Below are 26359 nucleotides of genomic sequence, written 5' to 3'. Positions count from 1 at the left end.
GTACGACGGGTGGTACTCAGCGGAGTGCCCGGGCGTTGGATCCGGCGGCCAATGCCTCGACCTCCGCCAGAGCGGCCATCGATGCGTCCCCCGGCGTGGTCATCGCCAACGCGCCGTACGCCGCACCGAGCTCGACACCGATGCGCAGGTCGCCGAGCCGCAGCAGGCCGTAGACAAGGCCAGCGGCGAAGCCGTCGCCGCCGCCGACCCGGTCCAGAAGCTCCAGACCCGGTCGGTACCGGGCTGCGACGGGGCCGGCGTCAGCGGACCAGGCGACGGCCCCCCAGTCGTTGACCGAGGCGGACCGCACGGTGCGCAACGTCGCCGCCACGATCGACAGATCGGGGTAGCTCCGGGCTACCTGCTCCAGCGACGTCTGGACATCGCCCAGGTCGGGACGGACCCGGTCGCCGGGCACCTCCCACCGGCCTTCGCAATGGTCCACGCCGGAGTCCGATCGGCCGGCGCCGAGAACGGTACGGAAGTGTTCATCGTTGCCGATCAGCACGTCGACCGTCCGGGCGATGCGGTGGTTGACGAGTCGGGCCCGGTCCTGGCCGCCGATGTCGCGCCACAGGCTCGACCGGTAGTTCAGGTCGTACGAGACAACTGTGCCGTGCCGGCGGGCGGCGGCGGTGGCGGTGGATGCGGTCTCAGCGGCGGCACCGGACAGGCCCGCGTAAATGCCACCGGTGTGCAGCCAACGGACCCCGAGGGTGCCGAACAGGTGGTCCCAGTCGATCTGGTCGGAGCCGAGTTGACTGACCGCAGTGTGGCCGCGGTCCGAGGTGCCAACCGCGGCGCGCACACCCTCGCCACGTTCGGTGAAGTTGAGCCCGTTACGGACGGTACGGCCGACTCCGTCGTAGGGCACCCACCGGATCAACGAGGTGTCCACTCCCCCTTGACGTACCAGGTCCTCGACGAGCCGGCCGATCTCGTTGTCGGCCAGAGCAGTGACGACGGCAGTCCGCAGGCCGAAGGCCCGGCGTAGCCCACGTGCGACGTTGTACTCGCCACCGCCCTCCGAGACGGCGAAGGTGCGTGCGGTCACCCGGCCCGCACCGGGATCGAGACGAAGCATCACCTCACCGAGAGAGACCAGATCGAACTGACACTCGGCGGCGGGACGGATCGTCAGGGTCATCGAACCCGCTCCCTGGGTCTGCCGTTACGCTCCGTCGCCCGCGCGACAGCCGCATCGGACCGGTCGCCGGTCGTACCGACCCACGCCGTGACGGTGCCTCGTCGTCGTGTGCTGTCCGCGAGCCGCAGGCCGAGTAGCAGCGGCAGAGTGGCACCGAGCAGCAACGGCCCGAAGGCGAGCGGCGCGGTGACGAGCGGCACCGCGACAGCAGCCGCGAGCAGGGCCAACCCACGTCGGGGAGCGGCGAAGGCGAACAGCAGCGCGGCACGTCCCCAGCGTCCGGCTTCCCCGTCGGGGTCACCGGCGGCGGTGACGGCCAGTGCCAGGTGGTACGGCACCAGTGCCAGGATCAGCCCGATCTGCAGGGCCAGCAGGGCTGCGGCGTAGGCACCTGAACGGGTGGCCAGGAAGACGATGTTGGCCGCCAACAGCGCAGCGGCAACCGTGGGCAGGATCGAGTGCCGCCACAGCCGCCGCCAGTAGTGCCCGAACATGGCCAGCGCACCGACGAACGGCCGGGCCCGTCCATCCGTACGCCACTGCTGCAGCGCGTGTGCCGTGGCGGCCAGCGCCGCAAGCCAGGTGACGACGCCCAGACTCAACAGGAGCAGGGCACAGCCCGCCAGCGCCGGGTAGGCGCCGAACTCCAGCACCCGCAACGTGGTGGCCGCCCAGCCACCTTGGACGGCCGCCACCTCGCTTCGGCGCCGGGCCGTCCCCCGTCCGGTGGCGGACGGCGCGGCGCTCAGGCCGGCCACGGCAGCACCCCGGTCACCGGTTCGTCGCTGCGTACCAGATCGCGACCAGCGACGTCCACGTGGGTCGCCGCGACCACCCCCACCTGTGCCGGGCGGTCGGCGGAGCCAGGCAACAGGATCACCGCGGCGGCGGCGGCCCGCACGTCGGCGCCGTCGATCCGACGGTCGGCCGGCGCCAGCAGCACCGTCTCGCCGTCGGTCCCGAACCGCACCCCGACTCCTTCGACACAGCCCACCGGCTCGGCGACGGCCGCGCGCGGGGCCAGCGCGCAGGTCGGTTCGACGCTGGTGAGGATCCGGGTACGGACGACCGGCGCCACCTGGACCCGAACGGTGTGCAGGGTGCGGACGATCCGCAGACTCGGCGTACTGCCGGTGGGGTTGGCCTCGATCTCCGTCGTCGCCTGACTGACGGTGGCGGCGTCCGGGACGACCTGGCGGACGTACGCCTGCGCCGGTCCGGACCGGAGCACGATGTCGCCGCCGACGAGCTCGGCCGGCCAGTCCGAATGCAGCAGAAAGGTCCACTCGCGTGGCTGGTCGGCGGCGAGGAGGTCGAGCACGACCAGCCGGCCGGCCGGGGTGAAGACAAGTGTCCGGTCGACGCGCCGGACGCCGAGCGCCGGATCGAACATCGCGGCAGACTCGGCCGTCGCGTGCACCAGCCCGTCCCCGGTGAGCACGTCCCGCAGGCGGGCCTGGCGCTCGTGGGGCAGGTCCTGGTAGACCTGGTAGCGGTCCTCGCCGGCCCAACCCTGCCCGTCGACCAGGACGAGGTTGTGGTAGGCGGCCCGCTTACGGTTGCAGTACCCGTCGTCGACGGCGAGGAACTCGCCGTGCGCGCCGAACACGAACGCCCCGGCGTCGGGGTGGTGGTGACCGGCGTTGAGGGTCTGCCAGCCCTTGTCCCGGCGGAACCGCTCGGCGGTGTCCCATGCGGTGTGTCCCCCGCCGGGGGCCGCCTTGAAGCTGACGAAGGCCGCGCCCGACTGCCAGCTGGTACGGGCGGTCACCTGTCCGAGGTCGGGAAAATGAGCGGAGGTCGGCACCGTGTCGGCGGGTTCCACGGCCGGCACCTGCGGGTCGTACCAGAGCAGTTCGTAGCCGGCCTCCGGCATCACGCCCGGTCTGACGCCGGAGGCGTACGCCTCCCGCCAGAAGTGCCGATCGGCGACGTGGTCGGCGAGCCAGCGGGCGCGGCCGTCGCGGTACGCGGCGGCGAGCTTGTAGTAGAGCGCGACGCTGTGCCCGGACCGGCGGTCGTGGCAGTCCCCGTGGTCGATGTTCTCCTCGAAGCCGGGGGCGCACTGGTGCAGCCGCCATTCGAAGGTGCGACTCAGAAAGTCGCCGCGCCGCCACCAGTCGATGCCTTCAGCGTGTTGCAGCAGGTCGACGTGGATGGCCAGCCAGGGCACGCCGTACCGCCAGTAGACGACACCCTCGGAGTCCGATCCGTCGCCCGGCATCAGGTCCAGCACCGTCGCGAGGTTCTCCCGTGCCCGGTCGCTCCATCGTGGTTCGTCGAGGACGTATCCGGCGGCGGCCAGACCGGCGTAGCAGATCCAGTTGTGGTTCTGCCAGTAGCTCGACGACCACCAGGAGCCTTCGGTCTCGACGGCGAAGGCGTACAGGCGCTCACCCTGCAGAGCGAGCTTCGCCCGCAGCGCCGCCGCCTCGTCGTCGGGCAGGTCGTCGCGCAGCCAGGAGTACGCCAGGGACAGCCCGTGCAGCAGCCAACCCGCGTCGAGGTCGTGGTCGGGCATCTTCGCCTTGCCCCAGTGCGGGTAGGACACGGCGGTACCGATCCAGCGGCGGGCTTCGAGCAGGTAGCCGGGCTGGCCGGTGAGGCGGTAGGCGAGGGCCAGGTTCATCGCGGCCGGGCCGAGGTAGGTGATGCTCGCGGTCGGATGCTCGGCGGGCGGACTCTGTCCGCGGTACCAGGCGCATTGCTCGTACAGCCGCCGCCACTGGGCGGCGTGGGTGGTGGTGAGCGCCGCGCGCAGTTGCCCGAGGCGGTCACCGATGAGCAGGGGTTGCATCAGCTCTCCATCCGGTAGATCGATCGGAACGTCACCGTGGTCGCGTCGTTCGCGGTCCAGTCGACCCAGCGGCGGACACGCTGCGGGTCGTCCGCCGGTCCGGGTCCGGGGCGGCAGACGACATCGGCGTCGACCGAGACGGTGTGCCGGCCGCGCAGGGTCTGCCGGCCGGGCCAGACCGTTTCCAGGGTGCGGTCGGCGGTAGCCCGAATTGCCAGGTCGACATCCGGTCTGAGCTGCGCGCTGATCCGGCGGGGCCGGTCGGTCTCCACCCGCAGCTCGTCGACCAGCACACCGCCGCGCAGGGTCAGGTGGCGCCGGGCGGTCACCCCGGGATACGCGGTGTCACAGCCGATGGCGACCGAGCTGCTGTCGTACCCGATCAGATGCCCGGTGCACTCCGCCTGCTCGAGCCCGTCGACTGCGAAGGTGGGATGGGCGGCGGTCGAGGCGTAGTGGTGCCGCCAGCCACGGTGGCCGTACGGCACCTGACCCGGGTCGGGCTGCCAGGGAGTGTCGGCACCGTACAGGTACAGGGCCAGCTTGTCGCGGTGCCCGTGCGGGCCACCGTGCGGGCCGAAGTCGGCGACAGCGTGCAGCCCCGATCCACGCAGCACCACATAGCCCCCGTCGGGAAAGATCGTCACCGGCTGCGGCTCCGTCGGCCCCCGGTCCAGCAGGGGCAGCAGTTCCCGGAGTTCGTCCAGCTCGTACCGGGCCGGTGGCCGGTCGTACGGGCCGTCGTGCAGGGCTGGTAGCAGACCTCCGTCGGTGGCCAGGGTCTCGAGCACCGTGGCCATGGCGGCGAGTCGGCTCTGCGTCTGCGGTGGCACCGGAGTCTGCGGCAGTGACTGCAGCGTCAACAGGTACGCCCGCAGGACGAAGCCGTGGTAGTAGGTGGCTGCCTCCCACTCCCACCCGTCCGGACGAATCGCCGTCGAGACGTGGTCACACAGCCCGTGCCGACCGGTCAGCCAGTCGGGGCGGCCCGAGCAGACCGCGCCGGCGGCAATCAGCCACGCGGTGTAGTTGGACTCGAACTTGCCGGCGTCGACCAGCGTTTGGCGGGCCTGCCCGGCCGCCTCGACGAGGGCTTGGAGCAACTCGTTCACCTCCATGGGCAGTGGTTCACCGCCCGCCCGCAGCGCTGCGGCGGCCTGGCCGATGGTCACCGCCCAGATCGCCTCGGTCAGCGCCTGATGGAACAGCCGACCACGCAGCATCCAGCCGGCGGCTCCGTCGTGCGGTGCCGCGCCGAGTGCCGCGTACTGGCGGGCGTACGCGGTCAGCAGGTCGACAGCCGTGCGGCGGTCGTCGTCCCGGGGTGACCGGGCGAGCAACCGGATGCGCCGGGCACTCGCCTGATGCGCCAGGACGGTCCAACCACCCCGCACCGACGGATCGTCGATCCGGCAGCCGTGGCGGCACCGCGCGCCGGCATCCGGGAACTCACCGTCGAGCAGCCGGTCGTGATCGAGTTCCACGCCGTGCGCGGGGCAGACGTACGCGTGCCACCAACCGCCCCGCTCGGGCGGGAGTACCGGCGGACGCAGGGTCGGCGTCGGCACGGTCACCGGAACCAGGCTCCACCGTCGATGTCGATCGTCGCCCCGGTGACGTAGGAGGCCGACTCGGAGGCGAGCCACACGACTGCGCCGGCGACGTCCTCGGACCGGCCGCCACGACCGAGCGGCACCCCGGCGATGATCGTTTCCTGAGTCTGTGCCGGGGTGAACGTCTCGTGGAAGGCGGTGCCGCCGATGAATCCCGGGGCGACCGCGTTCACCGTGGTCCCGGTCGTCGCCAACTCCTTGGCGAGCCCCTTGGTCAGGCCCCGCACCCCCGCCTTCGCCGCCGCGTAGACCGCTGATCCGGCACCGCCACCGTTGTGCGCAGCCAACGACGACATGGTGATCACCCGCCCCGCCGTACCGGCGGCCCGCAGGTGCGGGATCGCGGCCCGCACCGTTCGGAAGGTGGCACCCAGGTTGAGATCAACGACCTGGGCGTAGTGCTCGTCGGTCATCTCCGCCACCGGGCTGCGGCCGACCATTCCACCCGCGTTGCAGACCAGGATCTCCAGACCGCCGAGAAAGCTGGTGGCCTCCCCGACAAGATCGGCCACCTCGCTGGTCCGGGTGAGGTCGGCCTGCCGGACGACAGTCTTGCGACCCAGCGTCTCGATGGCCGAGGCCACTTCGGCGGCCGGACCGGCGGAGTGTCCGTGGTGGACGGCCACGTCCGCACCGGCCCGGGCGAGTGCTACGGCGATAGCGGCTCCGATACCGTGGCCGGCACCCGTGACCAGGGCCCGACGCCCAGCTAGATCGATATTCATCGAGATACCCCTTTACTTGATTCCGGCGGTGGCAAAGCCCTGCACGAAGTACCGCTGGGCGAACAGGAACAGCACGATCATCGGTACGGTGGCCAGCGTCGATCCGGCCATCAGGTAGGACCATTCGGTCCGCTCGGCCTGTTGAAAGGCCGCCAGACCGACCTGGATCACCCGCAGGTCGTCGCGGGTGGTGACCAGCAGCGGCCAGAGGAAGTTGTTCCAGCTGTTCTCGAAGGTAACCAGGGCGACCGTCGCGACGGCTGGTTTCACCAACGGGGTCATCACCCGGGCGAAGATCCCGAACTCCCCCATACCATCTATTCGGGCGGCCTCCTCCAGCTCACGGGGCAGAGAGAGGTAGAACTGCCGGAACAGAAAGATCGCGAACGGGGTGAGCGCGCCCGGAACGATCAGGACCCACCACGAGTCGAGCCAGCCGTAGCCGCCCCGGCCGAGGTGGTCGTTGCCGCCGAAGAACGGCATCCCCTTGGCGATCAGATACTGCGGGACGATCTTCGTGTAGGTCGGGATCATCATCATCGCGAGGATGGCCATGAACAGCACGGTCCGACCCCGGAACGAAACCCGGGCCAGCGCGTAGCCAGCCATCGTTGCCAGCATCAGGTTGATCACCGTGTGCCCGATGGCGATCAGCAGGCTGTTGCGGAAGTACGTCCCGAACGGGGCGTAGTCCAGTGCTGCCTGGTAGTTGCTCCACACCCATTCGGTCGGCAGCAGTTGTGGCGGGTAGGCGGCGATGTCGGCGCGGCTCTTGAGCGACGTCAGGATCATCCAGACGAACGGAACGACCATGATGAGTCCGCCGAGGCCAAGCAGTAGGTGCAGCACCCAGCGGGCGTCGAACTTACGCTTCATCGCCGTCCTTCCCGGTCAGTCGGCGCCCGATCACCGTCAGGACGAGCAGGAAGGCGAAGAGCACCACGCTCTGCGCACAGGCCGCCGAGATGTCGAACTCGCCGAACGCCGTCCGGTAGATCTCGTACGTCATGACGGTCGTCGAGTTCGCCGGGCCGCCGTCTGGAGTCAGCACGTACACCTGGTCGAAGACCTGGAACGCGTCGATCATGGAGACGATGAAGACGAAGAACGTGGCGGGTTTCAGCAACGGCAGGGTGATCGCGAAGAACTTGCGGGGGCCGGAGGCACCGTCGAGATTCGCCGCCTCGTACAGGTCGTGCGGAATGTTCTGCAGCGCTGCCAGGTAGATGAGCATCTTCAGGCCGATGCCTTTCCAGATGCTGACGAGGATGACCGCCGGCATCGCCCAGTCGGGGTCCGACAGCCAGGCCGGCCCGTTGACCCCGATCCAGCCCAGCAGCAGATTGAACAGTCCCAGGTTGGGCTCGAACATCCACATCCAGACCAGTGCGATCGCGACGGTGGCGGTGATGTGCGGCATGAAGAACGCCGCGCGGTACCAGGCCAGCGCCTTGATCCGCTGGTTGAGCAGCACCGCGATGACCACCGCGATCGCCATCGCCACCGGAACGGTGAAGAAGGTGAAGACGACGGTGTGCCAGATCGACAGGTTCCAGATGTCGTCGGCGAAGATCTGACGGAAGTTGTCCAGGCCGGCCCACTCGACGGTGCCGGCGATGATGTCGTAGTCGGTGAAGGCCAGGCCGAACGTGGCCACCACGGGTAGGCCGATCCACCAGATCAGGTGGATGACCGACGGGGCCAGCATCAGGTACGCCGCGCGGCGACGTTCGGCACCCAGCCTTCGGCGACGGCGGGGCGGGCGTGGCGCCCGACTCGCGGACGCCACGCTCACGGTCTCGAGGGTGCTGGTCATGTCAGCCCTTGGCGATCGCTGCCTGGGCCTTGGCCACCAGCTCGTCGAGTGCCTGCTGCGGGTCCTTCTGGCCCAGCAGGACGGACTCGATGGCCGCTTTGAAGTCGCCCCGGATCTCCAACCAGGCCGGCACACCGCCTTCGGAGTAGGCGGCGTCGAGGTTCGCCATGGCGAACTGCGCGGCCGGGTTGCGCTGTACGTAATCGGAGTCGGACAGGCTGTTGAGGGCCGGCACGTTACCCCGCTGCTCGTTCGCGGCGAGCGACGCCTGTTCGTCGGTGAGGAAGCTGACCAGCGCCTTGGCCGCCGCCGGACGCTGCGACTTGGCCGAGACCGTTGCCAGCGTCCCACCCTGGAACATCGCGGGACGCTCGTTGCTGATCATGAAGAAGCCGATCTTGTCTTCCTCGATCAGCTCCGGTGCCTGTTCCTCGATCGCCAGCAGGTGGTTGTTGTGCCCCACCATCATCGCCGCCCGCCCCTGGGCCAGCGGCAGGCCGGTGGCACCGGGCTGAGTGAAACCGAAGTCCTCGCTCTTGTCGGTGAGGATGATGTCGGCCATCAGTTGCAACGCCCCGACCGCCTCCGGGCTGTTGAAGGCCGGTTGCCCATCCGAGGTCCACAGCTCGCCGCCGTTGGCCCACATCAGCGGGAGGAACGTCTGGCGCAGATCGTTGGAGAGGATGTCCACGCCGGCGCGGGTAAGCTTGCCGCGTGCGTCTCGCACGGTCAGCTGGCGCCCGATCTCCCGCAGCTCGGCGAAGTTGCTCGGCGGGGCGGCGATGCCCGCCTCGGCGAAGATGTCCTTGCGGTACAGACCGAACCGGGTGTCCAACATGATCGGCAGGCCGTACACCTTGCCCTGGTAGATGCCAGGCTCGACGACCCGCTCGTTGTACCGCTCGGCGAGCTCCTGCTGGTTCTCGTCCAACTCGGCCAGGGCGCCCTTGGCTGCGAACGGCGGGATCCAACCGACCCCCATGAGCATCACGTCGTACGGCCGACCGCCTGCGATCGACGTGGTGAGCTTCTCGTTCAGCTTGCCGTACGAGGTGTAGTCGACCTCGACGGTGATGTCCGGGTACTCCTCCTTGAACGCGTCGAGCTGCTCCTCCAGCACGGTCTTGCCGTCGGCGCCCTCAAAGATCGGCGTCAACAGCCGGATCGTGCCGCTGGCCTGGTCGTCGCCCTCCGTTGTGCCCGCCGGTCCGCCACACGCGGTGGCGAGCAGCGCGGCGACGAGCACCATCGTCACCGCACGGGTCCGACTCCCCCGGGTTCTGGTCATCCTGGCCTTCTCTCCCGCGGCGCGCTCCGCCGCTTCTGGGTAGCTGCGACACCACGATCTAGCTCGTGGCAGGAAGGACTTTGCATCGATTTACTGGTGGATCGTTGCAGCAAGGCTAGGAGCGAGGTACAGACATGTCAATGGCTAGACACGGCACCGAAACACCGGCTTTACTGGTAGGCCCAGGGGCGGTCACGAGCTGGTAAACCTCTACACTCGGCTGGTTCAGATCGCCAACAAGGGGGAGCACGCGACGTGAGCGGTGTGACGATCTACCAGGTAGCCCGCGAGGCGGGCGTCTCGCCCAGCACCGTGTCGAACTTCCTCAACGGACGCCCCGGCCGCATGCTCCCCCAGACCCGCATCCGGGTGGCCGCCGCGATCGACCGGCTCGGCTACCGGCCAAACCGGGCGGCCCGGCAACTGCGCACCGGCCGGATCCAGGTGATCGGGCTCGTCGTACCGTCGGTCGCCAATCCGTTCTGGGGCAGCTTCGCCCGCTACCTCGAACGGGCCGCGTTGAGCGACGGCTACCACGTCCTGCTCTGCAACAGCGAACGGGAACCCGACCGGGAACGGCGCTACCTCGAGGAGCTCTGGGCCGACGGCATCCGGGGCGTCGTCCTCTGCTCCTCGCTGCCCTCGCTGGATCACGTACTGCCACTCGTCGAGACCGGGCTCAGCCTGGTCGCGTTCGACCGCACCGCTCAGGCCGGTGACCCGGGGACCTTGGTCAACATCAGCGTCGACAACGTGGTGGGCGCCCACCTGGCCACCGCCCACCTGCTACAGCTCGGCCACCGACGCATCGCCTTCGTCTCGGGGTCGCTGCGCAGCGTGAACCGCCGGGAACGGTTCCGGGGTTTCACCGACGCACTCGAGCAGGCCGGCCTGGACCCGGCCGAAACGATCGTCTGGTCCGGTGGCGCAGAGCAGGAGCCCTACGGAGATCTCGACGCCGCCGGGCTCGGTCGCACCGCCGCGAACGCGCTGCTGCGGACCTCGGACCGCCCCACCGCCATCGTCGCCATCAACGACATGTGCGCCCTCGGAATCAGCGCCGGCATCCGGGACGCCGGGCTCCGGGTAGGCCAGGACATCTCAGTCGTCGGCTTCGACGACATCGTGCTCGCCGACCTCGCCGCACCACCACTGACGACCGTACGTCAGCCGGTCGCGGAGATGGCGGCAGCCGCGTTCCGGCACCTGCGGGACCGGATCGACAACACCGAATCCGGCCCGAGCCAGTCGCTGCTGCTCCGCCCAGAGCTGGTGGTCCGCACCTCGACGGGCCCGGTACCGGAAGTGAGGAAGTAGGGGTACCACGATGACGACAGGCGGCGTCCCCCGGGTCAAATCGGCAGACCGCACCGTCGAGCTGCTGGAGCTACTCGCCGCCACCGCGGACCGGCGCACCCTCGTGGAACTCGCCCGCGCCCTGGGTATCCCCAAGAGCAGCATGCACGGACTGCTCCACACCCTCGTGCAGCGCGGCTGGGTTGAGACTGACACCGCAGGATCCCGCTACGGGCTGGGCGTCCAAGCACTGCGGACCGGTGCAGCTTACCTGCGTACCGACCGCGCGGTCCGCCGGCTCACCCCGGTCGTGGACCTGTTGCACCGCCGGCTCAAGACCACCGTGCAACTGGGCCGGCTGGTCGGTGGCCACATGGTCGCCCTGCTGACGCGGGAAGAGGTCGACGTGGCACCGATGCTTCGGACGGGCTGGCCGGCCCCGGCGTACGCCACGGCGATCGGCCGCGTCGTACTGGCCCGAGTGGCCGACGACGACGAGTCACTGGCACGGATGCTGTCCGCCTCACCAACCCTGCCTCCCGACGCTCTCGCAGCGCTCCGCGAAGAGCTCCGGCGGGTGGTCGAGCGTGGACATGCTGTCGACCAGGTGCCGGCCGGCCCGAACGGCGGCCGCGGCGTGGCGGTCGCCGCCCCGGCCAAGCTCGGCCCGCACGACGCGATCGGCGTCTGCGTCACCGACGGCGAGCTGACCGAGGCGCATGCCAGTGAACTCGCGGACGCAATCCGGGCAGCGACCACCGCCGGCCTGACGGGTCGGATCTAACAACTTCGAAATACGCCGTTGACCATCCAGTCATCTTCTTCTATGGTCACTCGGCACTAGTGCGACGTAGTTCACATATAGGAACTCTCACTACTGAGGACCCCTAATGAGACGTATCGCAATCCTCGCGCTGCCCGTAGCCGTGGTCGTCGCCAGCTCCACACTGACCGCACTGTCCGCGCACGCCACGACCGGCCTGCCCGTTACGGCAGCGACTGCCAGCTCCCACGACGGCAACGTGCCAGCCAACGCCATTGACGGAAGCCTCTCCACTCGCTGGTCCGCCCAGGGCGACGGCTCCTGGCTCCGACTCGACCTCGGTGCCAACCAGCAGATCGGATCGGTCGGCATCGCCTGGCACAAAGGCGACCAACGCCGGGCCACCTACACCGTTCAGACCTCAACCGACGCCAGTTCCTGGATCACTGTCGTCCCCCAGCGACAGAGCAGCGGCAGCACCTTACAGGTCGAGGACCACGACTTCACCGACCGGTCGGCCCGGTACGTACGCGTCGTTGGCTACGGCAACACGGCCAACAGTTGGAACAGCATCACCGAGATGCAGGTCTACGGCGCCGACGGGGGCGGTGGCGACTGCACCGTCCCGGCAGACGTACTCGACCTGACCAATTGGAAGATCACGCTGCCGACCGGCTCCTCCGACAGCCCGACCGAAATCAAGCAACCCGCCCTGAACGACTTTCAGATCTCCCCCTATTTCGTCGCTGCGGACTCGTGCCAGTCGGTCCAGTTCCGCTCCCCCGTCAACGGGGTGACCACAGGCGGCTCCAGCTACGCTCGGTCGGAGCTGCGTGAGATGGCGAACAACGGAGCCGCCCACGCGAGCTGGTCGTCGACCTCCGGCACACACACGATGGTCGTGGACGCCGCGTTCGACAGGCTTCCATCGACGAAGCCACATGTGGTCGTGGCCCAGATCCACGATTCGGACGACGACGTCACGGTCTTCCGATTGGAGGGCACCAGCCTTTACGTCACCAACGACAATGACACCCATCACAAGCTGGTTACCAGCAACTACCAGCTGGGCACCCGCTTCGAGGCCAAGTTCGTGGTCAGTGGCGGGCAGGTGAGGGCGTACTACAACGGCGTCCTGCAGACCACCATCGCCAGAAACTTCTCCGGCGCCTACTTCAAAGCCGGCGCCTACACCCAGGCCAACTGCTCAAACTCTTCGCCGTGCAGCGGCGACAACTACGGGCAAACCCGAACTTTCGATATCACCGTTACCCACTCCTGAAGCCGGCCGCCGCCCGGGGGCTCACACCCCGGGCGGCGCGGCGTCCTCGCGTCGCTTCCGACCCCGGCGCCGCAGGTCAGATCGGGCGTATTTGCAGAAGCGCCCAGCATCGGCTCCGATAACCGGCACCGACGGCGGACGGCGGAGTCAATCGGCGGCGCGACAGACTTGGCGCTGCTCGCCCAGCCCTTCGATGCCGACCCGCACCACATCCCCCACGCGCAGATAGGGAAACTGGCCAGACAACGCGACACCCTCCGGCGTACCGGTGTTGACGACGTCACCTGGCTCAAGCACCAGATACTGGCTCAGATACCAGATCAGGTGACGCACATCAAAAATCATGTCCTGTGTGGTGGAATGCTGACGAGGCTGGTCGTTCACAAAACTGCGCAGCGTGAGGCGTTGCGGATCATCAAGTTCATCGGCAGTGACCAGCCATGGTCCCAGCGGGTTGAACGACTCGCAACTCTTGCCCCTGACCCACTGGCCGCCGGCATCACCCATCTGGTAGTCCCGCTCGGACAGATCATTGGACACGGCGTACCCCGCTATGACGTCGCCCGCCTCGGTGGGTGACGCGAGGTAACGTGCCCGCCGGCCGATGACGACCGCCAACTCCACCTCCCAGTCGGTCTTCACCGCACCCTTCGGGATCACGATGTCATCGTAGGGCCCGACCACGGTGTTCGAAGCCTTGAGGAAGACGACCGGCTCGGCCGGCGGAGCGGTGCCGGACTCCGCAGCATGCCGGGAGTAGTTCAGCCCGATGCAGGCCACCGTGCCCGGCCTGGTGATCGGCGCACCGACGCGGGCACCCCGGACATCGACCTCTGAAAGATCCCCGGCGGCCAGGGCAACGCGTACCCGGTTCATGCCGTCACCGCCGAGAAAGGCCTGGTCGATGTCGGCGGTGACGCTGGTCAGATCGAAGTGACGGCCCCCGACGAGGAGTACCGGTCGCTCGCTGCCCTTTGGGCCGACCCGCATGAGCTTCATCATCAATTCCCTTCGGAGCAGGACGAGTCCCCGCAGACCGGGACGGCACCATCGGAATCAGCCAGGCCGTGCGCAGTAAATCGATACACTGTCCAGTCTCGCCAACACCAGCGTGGTCTGTCAATCGTCGACGCGCACCCTCGAAGCAGCCTGTGGACTGATCAGCCGGGCGGGCAGGGTGGTCGCCACCCGTACGACACCGTGCCGCCGGCCCGTCAATCAGTGCGGATGGACCGGGACACCGGTCCGGCGGCGGATCACCGCCGGATCAGGGGATCGGCACGCCATACGCCGAACCGATCGGACCGCCCGTGCGCGGATTCCTCGTGACAAGGCCGCCACTGCCGGCCCCGCTCGTGCAAAAAATGGTGGGCGATACTGGGATCGAACCAGTGACCTCTTCGGTGTGAACGAAGCGCTCTCCCGCTGAGCTAATCGCCCTCAGCGTGGATGACTGTACCCGATCGTCCCGCCCGGGCGCACATCCGGGTGGCGGTCGGCTCAGGTGGTGGCGAGGTAGCGCAGGAAGCTGGCGATCACGTCGATGCCGAGGCCGACCTTCAGCGAGAAGATCACCACGACCGCGACGAAGACGAGGCCCACCCCGGCGATGCCCAGCCGCACCGGCCAGCTCTGCCGGGTAACCCACCGGGTCCATCCCTGGACGTGCCGTCGGGCGAAGGCGAGCAGCCGCTTGGCCCAGTGGAACTCCACGCCCCAGACCGCCAGTCCGCCGAAGACGATCAGCCAGCCCGGCCCGGGTAGCGGGATCAGCACCAGGCCGAGGACCACGATCAGAGCACCGAGCAGGCCGACGCCGACCTTCAAGGCGATCCGGCCAGTGGGATTGGAGCGGATCAGGGCGAGGGTCACCCGAATCCGTTGGCGCAGCCCGGACAACGTTCGCGGTGCCTCCGGCTCGGGACGATCGGTGACAGCGACCGGAGCGCCGCGCCCACTCGGACGTCCGATCGGGTCACTGCCCACCTGGTCTCCCCCCGACTCGGCGTGTCCGACAGTCTCATCCGCCGGGTCGTACGACGCATGACCCGGTGTTGAATTCTCGGTCATCCGCTTGGCGGAGGAGGGTTTTATGGCCATTTTGCCCCTCATTGTCGCCCGCCCCGTCACCACAGGGCACCACTGGACGTTACCGGAGTGAGTCGACGTCTGAACCACCCGACGCCGGGCACGTCCCAGTACCCAAGCAGAACCGGACAAGACACCCAAGATGGACATTTTTGGTGCATCCCGGAACCGCTTCCCTCTACTGGGTGAGATCAGCGATAGACGGAGCGTAGTCAAATGCAAGGCCGGAGTATGGGGAAAGCGGGGCGGGCGTCCCGCAGCGGTGCCGGGGGGAGAACGTCCATGAGTGTCATCCGACCAACGACCGTCGAGGTCGAGACGTCACTACGGCTCATCGCGCCTGACGCTACCGCGCTGCCGGTACGAGCCAGCCTGCGTTACGAACCGAGTGATCCGTACGCGGTCCACGTACTCTTCCACGCGGAGTCGGCCGGCGGTGAAGCGGTCAGCTGGTCGTTCGCCCGAGAGCTTCTGGTGACCGGTCTCGACGAACCGGCCGGGATCGGTGATGTCCGGGTCTGGCCCTGGACGACTCCCCGGGGCGACTTCGTGGCGCTCGCGCTGAGCTCCCCGGATGGCAACGCGCTGTTCGAGGTGCCGCGCAGCGTGCTGGTCCGCTTTCTGCGCCGCACCTACGTGGTGGTGCCCCGCGGCCACGAGTCCGACCACCTGGACGTGGACACCGCGGTGAACCGGCTGCTGGCCGGGCGCTGATCGGAACGGCCCGACTCCGCCCGACCCGGCGGGGACTGCGGCTGTTTCGCGTGACGGGAGTACGGCGATGCGCCGTACTCCCGCCGCTGGTGCGGCCACCGGCGCACCCCGGCGCCTCCGCTGGGACGACGCGACGATCCGCCGGTGGTCGGGATGCGGTTGCGGCGCGCTGCGGTTACCGTCGAAACCGATGGTTCAGCCCGATCAGCTCGCCCGCCGGATGTCCGACCCGGATCCCCTGAGGCCAGCGATCAGCGCAACTACTCTCGGTAACAGTCTGACTGCCGACGTGCCACCCCGACCACGGTTGCTCCCCCACGACGAACTGCTACTGGTCACCGCCGGTCACGGCAGCCACGAGATCGACTTTGTCGCCCACCCATGCCGACCCGGCACCCTGCTGTGGGCCCACGCCGGGCAGGTGGTTCGGGCCGGCGGACAGCACGGTCTGGACGCGATCCTGGTGCGATGGACCGCGGCACCAGGCATGCCGGACCGGCCCACCTCCCGCGCCCACTGGCAGCTCACCGGTGAGGACGCCGACGCCATCATCAACGAGGTCAGCCAACTCGTCGTGGACAGCCAGCGGCCCCGGCGGACGGCGCTCGTTGACGAACTCCTCCGCCATGAACTGCGGGTCCTGCTGCTGCGGGTCGCCCTGCTGCCGTACGACTCCCCGCCAGCGCTCGATACCCCGACCACAGATGATCGCCCCGGTGACTATCCCGCATGGGCGGACGAAGCCACCGGGGCGGGTTCATCGAGGTGGGACACCTTCCGGCGGTTCCGGGCCGAGGTGGAGCGGGACCACGCGCGTAGCCGACGGGTCGAGGAGTACGCCGAACGGCTGTCCTGCGCGGTCCGCACCCTCACCCGGGCCAGCCTGACCGTGACCGGGCGGACCGCCAAACAGGTGATCGACGACCGGGTGGCGCTGCAGGCCAAGCGGTTACTCGCGGCGACCAACCTGCCGGTGGCCCAGGTCGGTGCGCGGCTGGGCTTCCCCGAGCCGACGAACTTCGGCCGTTTCTTTCAGCGCGAGGTGGGGTGCAGTCCGGGGAGCTTCCGCGCCGACCTGCTGGAACGCCCACCGGTGACCGACCGGGTCGCGGCAACCGGCATGATGGTGGCGTGCAGATCTCCGCGCGCGGCGACTACGCGGTACGAGCAGCGCTGATCCTCGCTGCCGCGTACCCGACGCTGATGTCCACCCAGGCGATCGCCGCCGAGCAGGACATGCCGCGCAAATTCCTCGAGGCGGTGCTGGCCGACCTGCGCCGGGGCGGGGTGGTCCGGGCACAGCGCGGCGCGGAGGGTGGCTACACGCTGAGCCAACCGCCCGGGGACGTCACCATCGGCATGATCCTGCGGGCGGTGGACGGACCGCTGGCCGGGGTGCGCGGGCTACGTCCGGAGGAGACCCGGTACGCCGGTGCTGCGGAGAACCTGCCCCGGCTCTGGATCGCGGTACGCGCCGCGTTGCGCGAGGTGGTCGACGAGGTCAGCCTCGCCGAGGTACTCACCGGCCGGATGCCGGCGCACGTCCGCAAGCTGACGCTGAAGCCGGACGCCTGGGAGTCCCGCTAACCAGGCATGTGGACGGTCGGGTTTGCCGATCGACGCGACGGGGAACTGAGCAGCCCACCTGCTGACGGTCGACGGAGGGAGCGCGAGCGATGGGCGTCATGTTCCGCAAGCGGAAGCGGTTCGGCCCGCTCCAGTTGAACTTCACCGAGAACGGGTTCTCGTCCTGGACCATCCGGATCGGCCGATGGTCGTGGAACTCGCGGGCCAAGGCGCACCGGTACGACCTGCCCGGCCCGTTCTCATGGAGGCAGGACAAGTCGCGTAGCTGAGCGCGCAGGCGCAGGCGCAGGACAATAATCGAAGGCTCGGCGGGATCGCCCGCCGAGCCTTCGATCTGCAGGAATAATAATATTATGTCCGATATAGCTGGAGATGATGCCCTGTCCCGTACTCGGAATCCCCGCCGGGCCGAGGTACGGCGTACCACCGCCATCTGCCTGCTGATGGTCCTGCTCTACTACCTGGTCCCGGTGGAGCCGGGGGTGACGGGGATGCATCTCGCGGTCCGCGCCGTGATCACCGTCGTCGGCGTGACACTGGTGGCCGCGCTGGTGCTACAGCAGATCCGCGACCAGATCACCGCCGATCCGTCCGACGTACGCCTCACCCGGCTGGCGATCGCGCTGGTCGGCGGAGTGGTCGTGTTCGCGCTGGCCGACCTGGTCATCTCGTTCAGCGACCCGGCTCAGTTCATCGACATGACGACGAAGACCGACGCGCTCTACTTCGCGATCGGCACGCTCACCACCATCGGGTACGGCGACGTACACGCCAAAGGCCAACTCGCCCGCGCGGCGGTCTGCGTCCAGATGGTGTTCAGCGTCGGAGTGCTCGCCACCGGCGCGTCGCTGCTGGTCAGGCGGTGGACGGAGTACGCCCGCCAGCAGCCGGGGCGGTCGGGGTGATCTTTACGTCGCCGGCCAACCGTCCGTCCGCCGGCCAGCGCCGCACCTGGTCGGCGGCGAGCAGACCGGCCAGCGCCCGGTTGGCGTCGGAGGCCCGGTGGACCGTCCCGGTCACCGTGAAGCTGCGCAGCTCGGCGACGGTCCGGGAGCCGCACTCGACGAGGTGGGCGTACAGCCGGTCGCGCAGCGAGGCGAGCCAGTGGTCCGGCTCCTGCCCGGCGACGGCCGCGTCCGGCTCCTGCCGGGCGACGGCCGTCGCCTGCGGATCGTCGGCGGCACGCAGCCCCCACCCCGCCGGACCGACCTCCCAGAGCGCCTCCTTGAACGCCTCGATGCGTTTGCCGGACCCGGTGGCGAAGGCGACCGGGTACGACGTGCCGCCGTCGACCTGCCCGGCCACCCCGGCCGGCACCAGCTCGACGACGCTGACCAGCGGAAAGCCGGCTGCGGTCAGCACCCGGCGCAGTTCAGCTGGTGAAGCCGCTCCGACCACCAGCAGCTCGGCCGGGCGGCCGGCCGTCGACGCGCGCCACACGACGGGTCCGGGCAACGGGCCACCGGCCAGGTCGAGGTGGCACAACAGCGGCGCGTTGGCGGCCGCAGCGGCGGTCACGGCCACCGGGAGCAGCTCCGGACCGCCGGGCAGCAGATGGGCCGTCACCGCCGCCGGCAGCCCGGTCGGGTCCGGCTGGGCACCGGAGGACGTGACGGTGACGACCGTCAGGTGCCGGCCGGTGACCAGTTCCGGGTGGTCGGCGACGGCGCGCAGCGCAGCGTCCGCGGTGGTGCCCGGCGGGCCCTGGTACGCCTGAACGAAGGTGGCGCGACGGGCCTGGCGCAGCGCGGCGGGAACCCAGGTGCTCAGGTGGCGGAGCAACAGGTCGTGCGGGACCCGCCCCGCCGGCTCGACTGTCATGGCGTCCGTTCTACCGGCCCGGGTCGCGGCCCGCGCGGGCGGGGCCGGCCGAGCCGCCGTCGCCGGTCGGAGCCGGAGTCAGCGGGCCGGCTCCGGCTCGCTACGCGGTCAGCCCGGCACCGAGACGCCGACGCCACCGCGGGTCCGGGCGCCGTACCGCTGCTTCTCCCGGGCCAGGTCGAGCGGCCGGATCCGCTTGCGGGCGGCAATCGCCTGCTCGTCGAGGCGGTCGGCGGGGACCAACCAGACGACCTCGAACTCCAGCCCGTCCGGATCCCGGCCGTACAAGCTCTTGGTGGTCCCGTGGTCGGAGGTGCCGACCAGGGCGCCGGCGGCGGCGAGCCGGGTGGCGAGCGCCTCGAGTTCGTCGAGCGTGTCCACCTCCCAGGCCAGGTGGTAGAGGCCGACCATGCCGCGACCCGCGCCGGACCGCGCGGCGTGGCCACCGATCTCGAACAGGCCGAGATCGTGGTCGTTGGTGGAGCCGGGGGCCTGCAGGAAGACCACGCCGGAGAAGCCGTCGGGGGTCATCGGCACGACGGAGAACCCGAGCACGTCCCGGTAGAACGCCAGGCTCCGGTCGAGGTTCGAGATGTACAGCACGGCGTGGTTGAGACGGTGGATTCCCATGTCGTGAAGGCTAGCGCGAGTTAGTTCAACGCTCAACCACTACGGGTATGATGGTGGTCATGACCCGCTGGCTCGACGACGACGAACAGCGCACCTGGCGCGCGTACCTCTACGCCACCAGGACGTTGGCCGCGACCCTGGACCGCGAACTGCAGGCGAGCGCGGGGATACCGCACGCGTACTACGAGATCCTGGTCCGACTCTCCGAGGCACCCCGGCGCACCCTGCGGATGAGCGAGCTCGCCGACGCAACCGACTCCTCCCGCAGTCGGCTGTCGCACGCCGTGTCCCGGCTGGAGCAGCTCGGCTGGGTCCGCCGTGAGGAGTGCCCGACCGACCGGCGCGGGCAGTTCGCGGTGCTCACCGAGCCCGGCTTCACCGCCCTCAGCGCCGCCGCGCCCGGCCACGTCGACGCGGTCCGGCAACACCTGTTCGACCAGTTGACCCCGGAACAGGTCGATCAACTGCGGATCATCAGCGAAGCGTTAGTCAAGCATCTGGCCGGTAACAATCCGCCATCATGAGCGAACTGTCCCACATCAGACCCTTGTACAGACCGTCGTCGGACACGCACGATGGGACGTGTCTCTCGGCCTGGGCGAAATCACCACGCAGGCGCACGGCCTGATCAGCGTCGGCGACCTGCCGGGCGCGCGTAATCTGCTGGCCACGGCGTTGGCCGACACTGACTCGCGTCCCGCACACGCCAGCGCTGAACAGGCGGAGGCCGCCGGACTGCTGGCCCGGGTGACGGTCGCGCTCGGCGAGGCGCCGGCGGCGCGGGCGTGGGCGGCGTACGCGTACTCGGCGAACCAGCGACTGCACGGCACGGCGGACGAGCGGACCATCGGGGCCGCCGCCACCCTCGCCGCCGTCCTGCACCGGGTGGGCAGCGACGCCCGCGCCGCGCACCTGTACCGCGAGGTGATCGACGAACTCTGCGCCATCGACGGCCCCGAGTCGCTCCGGGTCCTGGCCGCCCACGCGGACCTCGCCACCGTCGAATTCGCTCGCGGCGAGTGCGACATCGCCCGGGACCGTCTGGAGGATGCCTGGGAACTGCACCGCGAGGTGTACGGCGAGGGGCATCCGGCCGGGATCAAGATGCTGGCCCGGCTCGGCGCGATGCAGCGCGACTGCGGCCGGCTCGCCGAGTCCGACGTCAGCCTGTCGCTCGCCATCGACCTGTGCCGCACCCGCCTGCCGGCCGACCATCCGCTAATCGGGCAGGTCGCCGCGCTGGCCGAGGCGTCAGCGGATCCGGCGCACCGCTGTGGCGGGCAGGGGCCGGTCGACGACGGGCCGGACGACACCGGCGGCCCGGATCCCGACCGCAGTCCGGACGACACCGGCGGCCCGGGCCCGATCCTCCGGCCGGACGACAACGGCGGCCCAGGCCACGACGGCGGCTTGGACCAGGGCGGCTGGCCGCCCGGCACCAGGCCGGCCAGTGGGCCAGCGGCTCCGGCTGCTCCGGCGGCCGATCCCGCCGGGCGCGACCGGCTCACCGGTCCGGCCTGGGCCGAGCCCAGCTGGATCGAGCCGGAACCGCCGGTCACTGAGGTAGCCGACCCCCGCTGGTCGGCGGCGTTCTGGACGGAACCGAGCGCGTCGTCAGCGACGCCGACCACCGACCGGTCAAGCGACGACGAGACGGACGGCCATCGGGACGGACGGCACCGGGCCGACCCGCCCTGGCTCGACCCGCTGGACCAGCCGGTGGACCAATCAGTGCCCGACCCGGCGGCTGAGCTGGACAGCGGCCGACCGTGGAGCCAGCACGGCTGGATTGAACGGGAACCGGCGGGCGGCGACGCCGATGACCCGCTCTGGTCGCCCAGTGGTTGGCTGACCGACGACCCCTCCCCTGCCCGGCGGAACACGACCGGGCAGGAGCAGCGAGGCGACCAGCACCAACCGGACGAACCCGACACGACCGACGGCCGGCCAGCGAGCATCCCACCGCCCCGGGTGCCGGTCGATCTGCCACCGTCCGGCTCCACCAACCATGACGGGGCACCCGGCATCTGGCTCTTCGACGAACCGTGGTGGCCGCCCGAGCAGTCCGGTGCCGGCGATGGCTCCGATCCGGCCGCTGCGGATCGCCCGGACGGACCGGATCGCCCGGACGCACCAGAACGCCCGGACGCCTCGGACGCCGCCGGCCCGGTCAGCCCGTTCGGGCCGGTCCGGTTCCGGCAGGCGACCGGCCCGTCAGCGCCCGACACTCCCACGGCCGGCAGTTCCGTGAGCGACCCGGCGGCCGTGCCCGGCGAGCCGGTGCCGCCGGAGACCCCTGCCTTCGTACCCAACCCACGGGTGCCCGACAGGGCAGGCGCTCGACCGGAGCCGGCACCACCGGTGACCGACGAAGCCTTCGCGGGCCCGGACGCCTCGGTCGATGCCGACTCCGCAGCCCGCCACGCCGAGGTCACGGACGGACCGGGCACCGGAGCCACGGACGGACCGGCCACGAGCGTCGCAGCCGGTGGAGCCGGCGCGACCATCGGAACCGGCGCCACCGGCACGGGCCGCAGCACCGGGACGCTGTCCCGACTGCCACGGCGTGAACTCAGCCGGATACCCGACCGCCGCAGGAACCTTCCGGTCCGGCGGCAGCGAGGACAGCTGGTGCCGGTACCCAAGCCGGTGGCGACCGCTGCCCGCCCACGCGGGCCGATGCTGGTGTTCACCGGCGTGGTGGTGGTTCTGCTCGGCGCTGCGGCGGTGGTGGCCGGCGTCAGCCTGGTCGACGAGACGTCCTCCGGGCCGACCGCGGCACCAGCCGAGGTCACCTCCCCGACCGGTACGCCGACCAGCGCTGCGCCGCCGGCCACACCGGGTACCGCCCCGGGCGGCGTGGGCCTGCGCGACAACCGGGACAGCGTGACGTTGACCTGGACCTATCCGGCGGGTGCCGAGGGACAGGTGTTGATCTCCGGGGGGAGCAACGATCAGCAGCCCCGAGCCTTCATGACGTTGCCGGCGGGTGCGGACAGCTTCGTCGCGTACGGGCTGAACGAGTCGATCGACTACTGCTTCACGGTCGCCGTGGTCTACTCGGCCGACGTGATCGGGCAGGCCGACCCGGTCTGCACGGACCGGGCAGCGAACGCCCGGTAACCTGTCCGGTCTATGCCGGGCCGGGCTCGTCGTCCACCGGGTCTGCCGGAAGCCGGACCCGAACCTGAAGTCCGGGACAAGCACCGTGAGGCTCTGCCGCATCACCGTCGTGTCCTGCCGCATCGTCCGTCCGCCCCGCATCGGCCAGTTCGACAGTGCCGCCGTGTCGGCGGACCAACTGCGCGACGATGGCCAGTCCGAGCCCGGCGCCGCCGGCGTCGTGGGCCCGCGCGTCGTCGAGCCGGGTGAACCGGTCGAAGACCCGTTGCCGGTCGGCCGGTGGGACACCCGGACCGTCATCGGTGACCAGGAGCTCATGCCAGTCCGGCCCGTCCGGTCGGGCGGTCACCAGCACCTCGGAGCGGGCGTGTCGGACCGCGTTGTCCAGCAGGTTGGCCAACACCCGGACCAGCGCGTCCGGGTCGCCGGCAATCCACAGCGGCTGGTCCGGCGGCACCACCCGCACCGGCGGCCGTGGATACCGGGCGGCCACCGTGGCGGCCAGCTCGCCCAGTTCCACCGGACCGACCGGGCCGAGCACCACACCGGACTGGTCGGCCTGCTGGTCGGCGCGGGCCAGCAGCAGCAGGTCGTCGACCAGTCGGCTGAGTCGTTGACTGTCCGCCAGCAGGTCGTCGGCGACCGCCAACCAGTCCGTGCGGCTACCGAGTCGCTGCGCCACCTCAAGCTGCGTACGCAGATTGGTCAGCGGACTGCGCAGCTCGTGGGCGGCGTCGGCGACGAACGCGCGTTGCCGGGCCCGCGCGGCCTCCAACCGGTCGAGCATGTCGTTGAGGGTGACCGCCAGCCGCTGAATCTCGTCGCCACCACCCGGCACCGGCAGGTGACCGGCCTGGTCGCCACCAGTGATCTCGGCCGCGCCGGCCCGCAGTTTCTCCACCGGCCGCAGCGTCGCCCCGACGGCCCGCCAGACGATGACCGTGACCGCCGCCACCAACAGTGGGAACGTCATCAGCAGAATCACCCGGACCAGGGCGAGGCTGCGGTTGATGTCGGCCATCGACCGGGCGACCAGCACGGTACGCGGCTGCGCTGGCCCGCCGGCCGGTTGGGCGATCACCCGAACCGGGCCGCGCAGACCGAGCCGGGCACCCGGCACGGTGACCGCCCCGGTCGGTTCGGCGGCGAGCTGTTCCCGCTCGCCCGCGTAGAGCATCGGGACGAGTCGATCGGCGCCAATGGACGCGGCGCGTATCCGTCCCCGCTCGTCGACGATCTGCACCCGTACGTCGTTGCCGGCCACTGGCAACGGGTCGGGCACCGCGTCGGCGGCCACCAGCTGGGCGATCGCGTCGGCGGTGGTCCGGGCGTCGGCGTCGGCGCTGCGTTCCAACGCCAGCGCGAGGACGACGGTGAGCCCGATCGCCCCAGCGGCCAGGCCGGCGGTGAGACCCAGCACGCTGATCGCGGTCAGCCGGGTGCGCAGGCTGAGCCGGACCCGCAGGTGCGCCCGCCACCGACCGGGATGCGCCGCCGAAAGCCGTCGACCTGTCACGGGACCAGCCGGTAGCCGGCACCCCGGACGGTCTCCAGCCGGTCCCGGCCGACCTTGCGGCGCAGGTACCCGATGTACACCTCGACGGCGTTCGGCGCGGTGTCGACGCTGGCGTCCCAGACGTGGTCGAGCAGTTCGATCTTGGAGACGACCTCGCCGGCGCGCCGCATCAGGTACTCCAGCAGGGCGTACTCACGGGCGGTGAGCCCCACCTCGGCATCGGCCCGGGTGACCCTCCGCCGGGCCGGGTCGAGGCTCAGATCACCGGCGGTGAGCACGGCGGGCCGCTGCGGCGCGCCGCGCCGTAGCAGAGCGCGCAGCCGGGCCAGCAGCACCACGTACGAGAAGGGCTTGGTCAGGTAGTCGTCGGCACCGCAGTCGAGGCCGTCCGCCTGGTCGTACTCGCCGTCCTTCGCGGACAGGATCAGCACCGGCAGCCAGTTCTGCTCGGCCCGCAGCTGGCGCACCACCCGGTAGCCGGACAGGCCGGGCAGCATCACGTCGAGGATCATCGCGTCGTACCCGCCGTGCCGGGCCAGTTCCAGCCCGGCCGGCCCGCTCGCGGCGACGTCCACCACGAAGCCTTCCTCCTGCAGGCCGCGCCGCAGGGCGTCGGCCAACCGGACCTCGTCCTCCACCACCAGCACCCGCACCGGTCAAGGGTGCCATCATGAGGGTGCGACCGGGCTACCCGTGACCGTCGTCGCTGAGCGTGTTCTCAGCTTGGCCACCGGCTCTCAGCAACGTCTCAGTACACCCGACGCACGATGGGTGGCAGGAGGTACGAAGATGTCGGTATTCACATCCCGGCCGGCGATGCGCTGGCTGGTCCCCGCCGCATCGGCGGCGGTGCTCGTCGGCGGCGGCGTTGCCGTGGGGGCGCTCGCCGCGTCCGCAGACCCGGTCCTGCCGCCGCGTAGCGCCGAGCAGTTGCTGGTCGACCTGCAGACCGCCGAGGTCGACGGCATGTCCGGAACGGTCGTGCACCGCGCCGATCTGGGCCTGCCGGCGGCGCTCAACCTGGCCGGTCAGATCGGTGCCGGCAACGGGCTCGGCTCGCTGATCAACGGTACGCAGACCTTGCGCGTCTGGTACGCCGGTCCGGACCAGGCCCGGTTGGCGATGGTCCGCACGCTGGGCGAGACCGACGTCATCCGCAACGGACAGGACGTCTGGATCTGGTCCAGCCAGCAGCAGCAGGCCACCCACTTCGAGTTGCCGGCCGAGGGCGATCACGCCGACGCGGCGGGCGAGCGGGCCGGCACCGATCCGGCGTCGGAGCTGCCCGTCACCCCGCAGGCGGCAGCCGACGAGGTGCTGGAGGCAATTGACCCGAGCACCGAGGTGTCGGTGGGCCGCTCGGCGGAGCTCGCTGGGCGGACCGCGTACGAGCTGGTGCTCACCCCCCGCGACGAGGACTCGCTGGTCGAGGAGATCCGGATCGCGATCGACTCGGTCGAGTACGTGCCACTGCGGTTCGCGGTCTATCCGGTCGGCGCCGACCGGGCCGCCATCGAGACCGCGTTCACCCAGGTCAGCTTCGACACACCGGATGAGGAGCAGTTCGTCTTCAACCCACCGCCGGGCACCGAGGTCGTCGAGGCGGGCGAGGACGGTGTCGCGACGCCGGGTGCCGGTTCCCGGGGTCCGGACCAGTTGCCGGGCGACGCCGAGACCGACGGCATGCTGGAGGAGCTGGCGCGGGGCTGGGCGGACAGCGAGGACGCGGTCCGTACGGTCGGCACCGGCTGGGGCACCGTCCTGGTGGTCACGCCGCCGGCCGAGGCGGCGACTGCGGCCGAGGAGCACGCCGGTGAGTCCGCCGAGGGCGCTCAGGTCATGCAGATGCTGGGTGATCTGCCGGCGGTCGACGGGCCGTGGGGCAGCGGCCGGCTGTTCTCCAGTTCGTTGTTCACCGCGCTGATCGCCGACGACGGCCGGCTGTACGCCGGCGCGGTGACGCCGGAGCGGCTGTACGAGGTGGCTACCGAGACCCGCTGACTTGACCGGTCCACTACCGGCGTCGACCCCGGATCACCGAGCGTCGACGCCGGTAGCGGCGTTTGCAGGGCCCGATCAGCCAGCGGTGCAGACCGACACCAGGGGCGGACCAACTTAACCGGTTGCGTAGCGGGATCACGCCGGTCTACTCT

General features: G+C 70.2%; 24 protein-coding genes, 1 tRNA gene and 1 pseudogene. 11 read left to right on the top strand and 15 right to left on the bottom strand.

What is annotated here, in order from left to right; translation table 11 throughout:
• Window positions 1-16: 16 nt before the first annotated feature.
• Genes O7610_RS02995 through O7610_RS02960 form a run of 8 tightly spaced genes read right to left on the bottom strand, consistent with a single transcriptional unit; the run spans window position 17 to window position 9386 of the window.
• A complete protein-coding gene (locus tag O7610_RS02995; RefSeq protein ID WP_289212579.1) occupies window positions 17-1147 on the bottom strand; it encodes a sugar kinase in 1131 nt (376 codons plus the stop codon).
• Entirely contained in the window at window positions 1144-1905 is a 762-nt protein-coding gene (locus O7610_RS02990) for a hypothetical protein (RefSeq protein ID WP_289212578.1), read from the bottom strand. The genes O7610_RS02995 and O7610_RS02990 overlap by 4 nt, the downstream gene beginning before the upstream one ends.
• On the bottom strand, window positions 1893-3944 hold the full coding sequence (locus O7610_RS02985; RefSeq protein WP_289212577.1) for a DUF4962 domain-containing protein: 2052 nt from the start codon (window positions 3942-3944) through the stop codon (window positions 1893-1895). Before O7610_RS02985 ends, O7610_RS02990 begins: the two co-directional genes overlap by 13 nt.
• Complete coding sequence (locus O7610_RS02980) at window positions 3944-5518, bottom strand: heparinase II/III domain-containing protein (RefSeq protein WP_289212576.1); 1575 nt, start codon at window positions 5516-5518, stop codon at window positions 3944-3946. The genes O7610_RS02985 and O7610_RS02980 overlap by 1 nt, the downstream gene beginning before the upstream one ends.
• Window positions 5515-6282 carry an SDR family NAD(P)-dependent oxidoreductase gene (locus O7610_RS02975; RefSeq protein ID WP_281554215.1) on the bottom strand — a complete coding sequence of 256 codons (768 nt, stop codon included), beginning with the start codon at window positions 6280-6282 and terminating at the stop codon, window positions 5515-5517. Before O7610_RS02975 ends, O7610_RS02980 begins: the two co-directional genes overlap by 4 nt.
• Before the next feature lie 12 nt (window positions 6283-6294).
• On the bottom strand, window positions 6295-7158 hold the full coding sequence (locus O7610_RS02970; protein WP_281554214.1) for a carbohydrate ABC transporter permease: 864 nt from the start codon (window positions 7156-7158) through the stop codon (window positions 6295-6297).
• Entirely contained in the window at window positions 7148-8077 is a 930-nt protein-coding gene (locus tag O7610_RS02965) for a carbohydrate ABC transporter permease (protein ID WP_281554213.1), read from the bottom strand. Before O7610_RS02965 ends, O7610_RS02970 begins: the two co-directional genes overlap by 11 nt.
• 22 nt (window positions 8078-8099) lie before the next feature.
• Complete coding sequence (locus O7610_RS02960) at window positions 8100-9386, bottom strand: ABC transporter substrate-binding protein (RefSeq protein WP_281554212.1); 1287 nt, start codon at window positions 9384-9386, stop codon at window positions 8100-8102.
• Between the two features lie 255 nt (window positions 9387-9641).
• On the opposite strand from O7610_RS02960, the gene O7610_RS02955 reads away from it, so the two are divergent.
• The 3 genes from O7610_RS02955 (at window position 9642) to O7610_RS02945 (ending at window position 12727) form a co-directional block, all read left to right on the top strand.
• Entirely contained in the window at window positions 9642-10703 is a 1062-nt protein-coding gene (locus tag O7610_RS02955) for a LacI family DNA-binding transcriptional regulator (protein WP_281554211.1), read from the top strand.
• A 10-nt stretch (window positions 10704-10713) separates the two neighbouring features.
• Window positions 10714-11466 carry an IclR family transcriptional regulator gene (locus O7610_RS02950; protein ID WP_281554210.1) on the top strand — a complete coding sequence of 251 codons (753 nt, stop codon included), beginning with the start codon at window positions 10714-10716 and terminating at the stop codon, window positions 11464-11466.
• Window positions 11467-11608: 142 nt separating this feature from the next.
• Complete coding sequence (locus O7610_RS02945) at window positions 11609-12727, top strand: polysaccharide lyase family 7 protein (RefSeq protein ID WP_289212575.1); 1119 nt, start codon at window positions 11609-11611, stop codon at window positions 12725-12727.
• Window positions 12728-12874: 147 nt separating this feature from the next.
• Here O7610_RS02945 and O7610_RS02940 read toward each other — a convergent pair whose 3' ends face one another.
• From O7610_RS02940 to O7610_RS02930, 3 genes are all read right to left on the bottom strand, one after another.
• The gene (locus O7610_RS02940; RefSeq protein ID WP_348650089.1) at window positions 12875-13729 is read right to left on the bottom strand and encodes a fumarylacetoacetate hydrolase family protein; all 855 of its coding nucleotides are present in this window, start codon (window positions 13727-13729) and stop codon (window positions 12875-12877) included.
• Between the two features lie 363 nt (window positions 13730-14092).
• Window positions 14093-14167: transfer RNA gene (locus O7610_RS02935), tRNA-Val, on the bottom strand.
• 60 nt (window positions 14168-14227) lie between these two features.
• A complete protein-coding gene (locus O7610_RS02930; protein ID WP_475048460.1) occupies window positions 14228-14713 on the bottom strand; it encodes a TIGR02611 family protein in 486 nt (161 codons plus the stop codon).
• A gap of 384 nt (window positions 14714-15097) precedes the next feature.
• Between O7610_RS02930 and O7610_RS02925 the strand changes: the two genes are divergently transcribed.
• The 5 genes from O7610_RS02925 to O7610_RS02905 all read left to right on the top strand — a co-directional run bounded on the left by O7610_RS02925 (window position 15098) and on the right by O7610_RS02905 (window position 18021).
• On the top strand, window positions 15098-15529 hold the full coding sequence (locus tag O7610_RS02925; protein ID WP_281554208.1) for an SsgA family sporulation/cell division regulator: 432 nt from the start codon (window positions 15098-15100) through the stop codon (window positions 15527-15529).
• Window positions 15530-15719: 190 nt separating this feature from the next.
• A complete protein-coding gene (locus O7610_RS02920; protein WP_281554207.1) occupies window positions 15720-16706 on the top strand; it encodes a helix-turn-helix transcriptional regulator in 987 nt (328 codons plus the stop codon).
• Window positions 16661-17116, top strand: a complete 456-nt coding sequence (locus O7610_RS02915; RefSeq protein WP_123600883.1) for an RrF2 family transcriptional regulator — start codon at window positions 16661-16663, stop codon at window positions 17114-17116. Before O7610_RS02920 ends, O7610_RS02915 begins: the two co-directional genes overlap by 46 nt.
• An 89-nt stretch (window positions 17117-17205) precedes the next feature.
• Window positions 17206-17385, top strand: coding sequence for a DUF4236 domain-containing protein (locus O7610_RS02910; protein WP_281554206.1), 180 nt, complete (start codon window positions 17206-17208; stop codon window positions 17383-17385).
• An 84-nt stretch (window positions 17386-17469) separates the two neighbouring features.
• A complete protein-coding gene (locus O7610_RS02905; protein WP_289212574.1) occupies window positions 17470-18021 on the top strand; it encodes a potassium channel family protein in 552 nt (183 codons plus the stop codon).
• On the opposite strand, the gene O7610_RS02900 is transcribed toward O7610_RS02905, so the two are convergent.
• Together O7610_RS02900 and O7610_RS02895 are read right to left on the bottom strand one after the other, a co-directional pair.
• Window positions 17972-18937 carry a hypothetical protein gene (locus O7610_RS02900; protein WP_281554204.1) on the bottom strand — a complete coding sequence of 322 codons (966 nt, stop codon included), beginning with the start codon at window positions 18935-18937 and terminating at the stop codon, window positions 17972-17974. The two genes, O7610_RS02905 and O7610_RS02900, sit on opposite strands and share 50 nt — an antisense overlap.
• A 108-nt stretch (window positions 18938-19045) precedes the next feature.
• Complete coding sequence (locus O7610_RS02895) at window positions 19046-19567, bottom strand: VOC family protein (RefSeq protein ID WP_281554203.1); 522 nt, start codon at window positions 19565-19567, stop codon at window positions 19046-19048.
• Window positions 19568-19617: 50 nt separating this feature from the next.
• Here O7610_RS02895 and O7610_RS02890 point away from each other — a divergent pair, with 50 nt between their 5' ends.
• Window positions 19618-20091, top strand: coding sequence for a MarR family winged helix-turn-helix transcriptional regulator (locus O7610_RS02890; protein WP_281555532.1), 474 nt, complete (start codon window positions 19618-19620; stop codon window positions 20089-20091).
• 58 nt (window positions 20092-20149) lie between these two features.
• Window positions 20150-21043 (top strand): annotated as a pseudogene (locus O7610_RS02885) (tetratricopeptide repeat protein); the annotation flags it as partial.
• A gap of 1657 nt (window positions 21044-22700) precedes the next feature.
• Here the strand turns inward: O7610_RS02885 and O7610_RS02880 are convergent.
• Together O7610_RS02880 and O7610_RS02875 are read right to left on the bottom strand one after the other, a co-directional pair.
• Window positions 22701-24155, bottom strand: coding sequence for an ATP-binding protein (locus O7610_RS02880; RefSeq protein ID WP_289213558.1), 1455 nt, complete (start codon window positions 24153-24155; stop codon window positions 22701-22703).
• 47 nt (window positions 24156-24202) lie between these two features.
• Entirely contained in the window at window positions 24203-24859 is a 657-nt protein-coding gene (locus O7610_RS02875) for a response regulator transcription factor (RefSeq protein ID WP_281554202.1), read from the bottom strand.
• A 136-nt stretch (window positions 24860-24995) separates the two neighbouring features.
• Between O7610_RS02875 and O7610_RS02870 the strand changes: the two genes are divergently transcribed.
• Entirely contained in the window at window positions 24996-26207 is a 1212-nt protein-coding gene (locus O7610_RS02870) for a LolA family protein (RefSeq protein ID WP_289212573.1), read from the top strand.
• The last annotated feature ends 152 nt before the right edge of the window (window positions 26208-26359 follow it).

Origin of the sequence: Solwaraspora sp. WMMA2065, from assembly GCF_030345075.1 — a bacterium.
GTDB lineage: Bacteria > Actinomycetota > Actinomycetes > Mycobacteriales > Micromonosporaceae > Micromonospora_E.
This window is presented reverse-complemented; position numbering and strand designations above follow the sequence as displayed.